This is a genomic window from Streptomyces sp. NPDC046197, from assembly GCF_040646295.1.
Lineage (GTDB): Bacteria > Actinomycetota > Actinomycetes > Streptomycetales > Streptomycetaceae > Streptomyces.
This window is the reverse complement of the sequence record NZ_JBEYZY010000049.1, coordinates 40,254-46,793: the sequence shown is the minus strand read 5'-3', so window position 1 is coordinate 46,793 and position 6,540 is coordinate 40,254. Positions and strand designations below refer to the sequence as shown.

Here is a 6,540-nt window from a genome sequence, read left to right as displayed (position 1 = left end):
AGTACGTCCAGTACGAGGACTTCCGGCCGGCACGCCGAGAGCACGCACCGGACGTCACTCCTTGACGGGCGAACGTTGCCTGCCGGGGCACTAGAGTCGGGCGCATGGAACTGCGGCAGCTCACCTACTTCGTCACCGTCGCCGAGGAGCTGCACTTCGGGCGGGCCGCCGAGCGGCTGCACATCGTGCAGTCGGCGGTGAGTCAGCAGATACAGCGGCTGGAGCGGGAGTTGGGCGCCGAGCTGTTCGACCGCTCGCCGCGCCGCGTGCGGCTGACGGGGGCGGGGGAGCGGCTGCTGCCCGAGGCGCGTGCGGTGCTCGCGGCCGCCGACCGGGCGCGCGCGGCCGTCGCCCCGCCGCCCGGCCTGCGGATCGGCACGAGCACCGGGCTCGGTGCGCACCTGGACCGGGTGCTCGCGGCGTTCGCCGAGCGTGCCCCGGACGTCCCCGTCGAGCTGTTCTCGCTGCCGGTCGCCGAACGTCTGGACCGGGTCGCGGCCGGGCAGCTGAACGCCGCCTTCGTCCGGGGCGCCGAGCCCCCGCCCGGCGTACGGGTGCTGCCCCTGTGGTCCGATCCGCTGGTCGCCGCGCTCCCGGCCGGTCACCCGCTCGCCGCGCGGCCGGAGATCGACCTCGCCGAGCTGGCCGGGCTCCCTCTGACCCTCACCCAGCGCCGGAACAACCCCGCCCTCGTCGACCTGGTCGTCGGCGCCTGCCACCGGGCCGGCTTCGAGCCGCCGCCGGGACCGGTGAGCGGCTCGCTGCAGGACACGCTCGCCACCATCGGAACGCGCCCGCTGTGGACCGTGGTGTACGCCGCACACGCACGCGTGCTGCACAGCCCCCGGGTGGCCTTCGTGCCGTTCCGCGCGCCCGGCCTGGCCCTGCCGACCGGGCTCGCCGTGCACGCCACGACTCCACCCCCGCACCTGGACACCCTGCTGCTGGCCTGCGGCGATCAGGAAAGCTGATCGCTGCGGTCGCGGGCTGCCTCTTGGTCGCCGGCCGCGCAGGCGATGGACTGGACCCGCATCACAGCAGCGGCGGCAAACACCGCCCGACTCAAGGGAGTTCCGTCATGCCGATCGTCACCGTCCAGCAGGGCCCGCGCGACACCGAGCTCAAGCGCGACCTCGTCAAGCGCATCACCGATGCCTTCGTCGACGCGTACCACGTCCCCGCCGAGACCGTGCAGGTGTGGATCCACGAGGTCCCGGCCGACAGCTGGGGCGCGGCCGGCAGGCTCACCGCCGACAGGTAGCCGGGAGCGGACGGCGCCCGACGGGGGTGGGCACCGCATGGAAAGGGGGCGTTGCGGGCTGCTCGTGGTGGCTCGCAACGCCCCCTGGTACGCGCCTGAGTGGTGGCTCAGGCAGTCCTTCCCCGGGTCAGGAGGTGACCTGCGCGGTCACCAGGCTGGAGAAGGTGGTCAGCCGGGTGTAGACACCCGGGTAACCCGCCTGCGCACAGCCGTTGCCCCAGGAAGTGATCCCTGCCAGGACGCCCCCGATGATCAGGGGACCGCCGCTGTCGCCCTGGCAGGTGTCTACGCCGCCGGAGGAGTATCCGGCGCAAACCATGTCGCTCGCGACGAAGTCGGAGCCGTAGGAGCTCTTGCAGCTGGAGTCGGACACGATCGGCACGGTCGCGGTCCGCAGCTGGTTGGAGGAACTGCCGCTCTCGGAGGTGGTGCCCCAGCCGAGGATGCGGGCCGTGGTGCCGGCCGCGTACACGCCTGTGTCGGAGGAGGAGACGTACTTCGCCGTGGTGTACGGCATCGACGTCGACAGGGTGAGCACGGCCACGTCGTCACCGCTGGTGGCGTCCGTGTAGTCCGGGTTGATCCAGATCTTGCTGACCTTGCTGACGGTGCCGTTGGTGCCGTTCAGGTAGGTACGCCCGCCCACCACGCGTACGCTGCCGGTGGACTCGCCGACCATGCAGTGCGCGGCGGTGACCACCTTCTTGGCGGCCACCAGGGTGCCGCCGCAGAACTGGTTGCCGGACGCGTCCGTGATCTGCATGACGAACGGGTACGCGGACGTCGTGGTCGTCGTGCCGCCCACGATCGGCTGGGGGGCGGCGACCGCGGCGGGAGCGGTGAGCAGCGCGGTCGCAGCGGCGGCGCCGACCGCGACCGCGGCGGCGGTCCGTCTTGCGCGGGTGAGCCCGAACATGAGTCTCCTCAAGGGGTTGCCGGTGGGGGATCGCGCGGGTGGGTGGTGCGCGGGAGTCCTGGTCCTTCCTGCAGACCCCCGTGTGCCCGAGCGAGCGGCACGCCCCTTACGCTAGGACCCGGCACACCCTGCACCAATGAGGGAACCCCCTAAGGGAGTTGGGCAGGGAAAACCCTCGGTCGTCCCTCGGTGCACCGTGTCCGTGACGGCGTCCCGCACGGAACCCACGCAGGCAGTTAACCCGCGCCGCCCTCACTTCGCGCGTCGGCCTGCCGCCAATCGGACGATGTCCACCCGCGAACGGATCCCCAGTTTGCGGTAGACCCGGGTCAGGGTCGCCTCCACCGTCTTGACGCTGATGAACAGCCGCGCGGCGATCTCCCGGTTGGTCGCGCCCTCCATCACGAGCGCGGCGACCTGACGTTCCATCGCGGCGAGTCCGTCCAGTGCCGCCGGCAGCACCTCCGGCTCGGCCGGACGGGCGACGGCGGCCGCGTCCACCCGGCGCAGCCACGGCAGTGCGCGGCAGCGCCGGAACAGGCGTGTGGCCTCGTCGTACGACGTCGGTCCCGGCCGTCCGGTGCGCAGCCGGGTCAGCGCGAAGGCGGCGCGCGCCTCCTCGAGGCCGTGTCCCAGCTTGGCCAACCGGTCCTGGACGGACGTCAGCTGGGCGACGGCGGCCTCCTGGTCGCCGCGGGCCGCCCGCACGAGCGCCTCGGACCGGTCCAGCACGGCCAGCACGCTCTCGCGGCCCAGCCGCAGCGCGTGCTCGCGCGCCACGTCGATGACGCCCTGAGCCTCGGTGGGCTCCCCGATCTGCACCAGGGCCTCCGCGAGATCACCCGCCCAGCGACCCCGGGCCGGGTCGGTGATGCCGAGCGCCAGCTCCAGCTCCCGCACCCGGCGCAGCGCCCCGACCGCGGCCTGGGCGTCCCCGGCCACCAACTGGGCGTACCCCAGGGCGGCCAGGGCCCGGGACAGGTACATCTGGTCGCCGTCCTCCTCGGCGTGTCCCACCGCCTCGCGGGCCAGCGCCAGCGCCCGCTCGGTGTCCCCGCCCGAGGCTTCGGCGAGGGAGGTGAGCATGGCGGAGGCGCCCTCGCCGATGCCGGTGTCCCGGGCCAGGCGCAGACTCTCGCGGGCCAGGTCGAGCGCCCGGCCGCAGTGCCCGGAGCGCAGCTCGGTCTCGGCCAGGAAGCGCAGGAAGTGCACTTCGCTCTCGACCATGCCGCGCCGCCGCACCTCGCGCAGCAGCGCGGTGATGGTGGCCTGCGCCTCGGTGAGCTGGTCGCTCATCAGCAGCCAGCGGTAGCGGGCCGAGCCGACGCCATTGTGGTGGCACGCCACATACGGGTCCTGAGGCTCCTTCAGCGCACGCTTGATGGTGGCGGGGGCGTCGGGGTGCCCCATCAGGGTCTCGGTCGAGGCCTGGAAGGCGAGCGCCATCAGCTCGGTGCGCCGGTCGCGGCCGCGCGCGGCCAGCTCCGCCGCATGGGCGGCCTCCTGCCGGGCCTCGGCGAAGTCGCCCGCGACGACCAGCCCGCGCCAGGCCAGCTGGTAGTGGACCAGGGCGAGCAGCCGCGGGTCGTCGCCCGCGTCCGCCAGCGCCTGCGGGAAGACGGCGTCGACATCCCCCAGGGCCTGCCCGGCCGCCTCGATCACCACCATCCAGGCCCGCACCCGTTCGGCCGGCACGCTCGCCCGGGTCAGCACCTCGCGGGCGATGTCCCGGGCCAGGTCCACCTCGCCGGCGGTGATGGCGTCCTCCGCGGCCTGCAACCGCCGTCCGTCCGGTCCCGGTTCGCTGCCGGCCGGGGTGTGCCGGGCCGCGAGCAGCCCGAGCGACGCGGCCACCGACGGGGCCCCGCGGTCCCGGGCCAGCGCGGCGGCCCCGGCGAGCCGGGCGGCCACCTCCGGGTCGGTGCCGGTGGTGGCCAGGGCCAGGTGCCGGGCCCGCTCGATCGGATCGGAGGCGGCGGTGGACAGCGCGGCGTGGGCGGCGCGGCGCTCCTGGGCGGGCGCCGACGCGTACAGGGCGGCCGAGATCAGCGGGTGCGCGAACCGTACCGCCGGCCCCTCCGGCTCCGTCGCCAGCAGCCCCAGTTCGGCGGCCCGGGCGCACTCGGCCTCGGCGTTCTCCCGGCCGGCCGCGTGCAGCAGCGCCGGAGTGGGGCGGGCGCCGGCGCTGGCCACGAGCAGGGTGCGGCGGGCCTCGACCGGGAGCATCTCCAGCCGGCTCAGCACCAGGGCGCGCAGCGAGGTCGGCACCGGCAGCGGCTCGCCCGGCCGTGGCGGGGTCGGGCTCTCGGCCAGGGCCCGGCCCAACTCGAGGGCGAACAGGGGGTTGCCGCCGCTGGTGCGGTGGATGTCGCGGATCGTGGAGCGGGACAGGCCTGGGTAGCCGCGGTGGTCGAGCAGGGCGGACACCTGGGTGCGGGAGAGCGGGCCGAGGCGGACGGCGACGGTGTCGGGCGGGCAGGCACGCAGCGTGCGGTCGTACTCCTCCTGGGTCTCGGTGCGCACGGCGCACAGGAACCGCACCGGAGTGTCGCCCAGGCGGCGGGCGGCGAAGCCGAGCAGCTCCGCGCTGGCCGGGTCCAGCCACTGCAGGTCGTCGGCGACGATCAGGACCGGTCCTTCGGCGGCGAGTGCGCGCAGCGCGGACAGCACGGCCAGGCGCAGAGCGAGGCCGTCCCGCTGGAGAGTGGACTCGCCCCGGCCGGTGATGGCCGATTCCAGCGCGGTGCGCTGGGCGCCGGGCAGCTTGCCGGACACCTCCTCCAGGACCAGGCCGAGCAGGTCGGCGAGGGCCAGGAAGGGCAGGTGCGATTCGGACTCCGTGGCGGAGCAGCGCAACACGGTGCGGGCCGCGGGGCCGTATTCCGCGGCCAATGCCCGCAGCACGGTCGACTTTCCTATTCCGGCGGGGCCGTGCAGCAGCACACTGCCGCCCCGGGTGAGCTGCTCACGCGCCGCCGCGGACGGTTCCTCCCGCCCGATGACCAGTTCGGAGCGGCAGCTCGCAGGGCCCTGGAAGTCCCGTCGCACGGTCACCGCTCCCCTCCCATGTCGTGTCCGGACCAAATTCTAGGCAACGTGTCCTTGAATTTCGGACTGCCGGGACGGTGAGGCAAATAACAGCAGGAGCGGCATCGGTGAATTCAATGCGCCGCCGATTGAATAGAACGCTCACGTGAGGCACACTCCCCGGCCCTCCTCGACGTTCACCGACCGTGCCGGCGGGCGACGCGCGCCGAACCCGCCCCCACGACGGTACTACCCGCCCGCCCCGCCCGGGCCGCCCCGGACCGCGCCGCCCGTGCCCGCAGGCCGGGCCTCGTGCATCCTCGGCCGCGCCGCCCGTGCCCGCAGGCCGGGCCTCGTGCATCCTCGGCCACGCCGCCCGTGCCCGCAGGCCGGGCCCCGTGCATCCTCGGCCACGCCGCCCGCGGCAGCAGGCCGTCCGCCTACGGCAGTACTCCTGCCCGGCGTGCCGAGGCCACCGCCTCTCCCCGGGTGTGGGCTCCCAGTTTGCGCATGGCCGAGCGCAGGTAGCCCTTGACGGTCTCCGGGCTCAGACCCAGCCGCACGGCCGTCGCCGCGTTGGTCGCGCCCGCCGCCACGCACGCCAGCACATCCACCTCCCGGGGAGCCAGGCCGACCGCCTCCACCGGCGCGGCCGCGGTCAGCAGGCCGCAGGCGGCCAGCAGCTCCGCCCGCAGCCCGGGGTCCGGGATGCGGGGGGCCAGGGCACGCAGTGCCGCATGCGCCTCGCGGACCTGTTCCCACGCGGCACCGGCCTGCGCCTCCCGCGCGGCGGGGTCCGGGCGGGAGGCCGCCAGCAGACCCCGCGCCTCCTCGCGCACCACCAGCGCCTGCTCCACGTCCCGGGCCGCCGCCACCGCCTCGCTCAGCGTGCGGTCGCCCAGCGGCTGGGCGGTGCGCAACGCCCCGTACAGCACTCCGCGCACCCGGCGGCGCACCACGACCGGCACCGCCAGCACCGAGCGCAACCCCTCTGCGGCGACCGCCGCGTCGTACTCGTGGCTGATCCGCCGGGACAGGGAGTAGTCCGTCACCGCGCACGGGCGGGCCAGGGCCACCGCCTTGCCGCCCAGACCGTTGCCGGAGGTCACCGCGAGCGCGCTGAGCGCGAGCGTGGTGGTGCCGGTCAGTTCGCTGATGCGTACCTGCGGCCGGCCGTCCTCGACCAGGCCGCCGAAGGCGACCGGGAGCCCCGTCGTGCGCCGCAGCCGTACCAGCGCACCCCTGATCTCCACCGCCCCGGAAGCGTCTGCTGCCACCTGATCGCCCTTCGTCGCGGTCACCTGCGGGCGACACCCCCGTTCGGGGGTAGTGAGAC

General features: G+C 74.7%; 5 protein-coding genes. 2 read left to right on the top strand and 3 right to left on the bottom strand.

Annotated features, from left to right (window positions below):
- Positions 1-104 precede the first annotated feature (104 nt).
- Together AB0A61_RS37265 and dmpI are read left to right on the top strand one after the other, a co-directional pair.
- Positions 105-971, top strand: coding sequence for a LysR family transcriptional regulator (locus AB0A61_RS37265; protein WP_361302858.1), 867 nt, complete (start codon positions 105-107; stop codon positions 969-971).
- 107 nt (positions 972-1,078) lie between these two features.
- Positions 1,079-1,261 (top strand): 4-oxalocrotonate tautomerase DmpI, encoded by a 183-nt coding sequence (gene dmpI / locus AB0A61_RS37260; protein WP_361302855.1) that lies wholly within the window; start codon positions 1,079-1,081, stop codon positions 1,259-1,261.
- A 127-nt stretch (positions 1,262-1,388) separates the two neighbouring features.
- Here dmpI and AB0A61_RS37255 read toward each other — a convergent pair whose 3' ends face one another.
- From AB0A61_RS37255 to AB0A61_RS37245, 3 genes are all read right to left on the bottom strand, one after another.
- Positions 1,389-2,177: a serine protease gene (locus AB0A61_RS37255; protein ID WP_361302852.1), complete on the bottom strand. Its 789-nt coding sequence runs from the start codon at positions 2,175-2,177 to the stop codon at positions 1,389-1,391.
- Positions 2,178-2,429: 252 nt separating this feature from the next.
- Positions 2,430-5,231, bottom strand: coding sequence for an AAA family ATPase (locus AB0A61_RS37250; protein WP_361302849.1), 2,802 nt, complete (start codon positions 5,229-5,231; stop codon positions 2,430-2,432).
- Between the two features lie 413 nt (positions 5,232-5,644).
- Positions 5,645-6,481: a helix-turn-helix transcriptional regulator gene (locus tag AB0A61_RS37245; RefSeq protein WP_361302846.1), complete on the bottom strand. Its 837-nt coding sequence runs from the start codon at positions 6,479-6,481 to the stop codon at positions 5,645-5,647.
- Between the last annotated feature and the right edge of the window lie 59 nt (positions 6,482-6,540).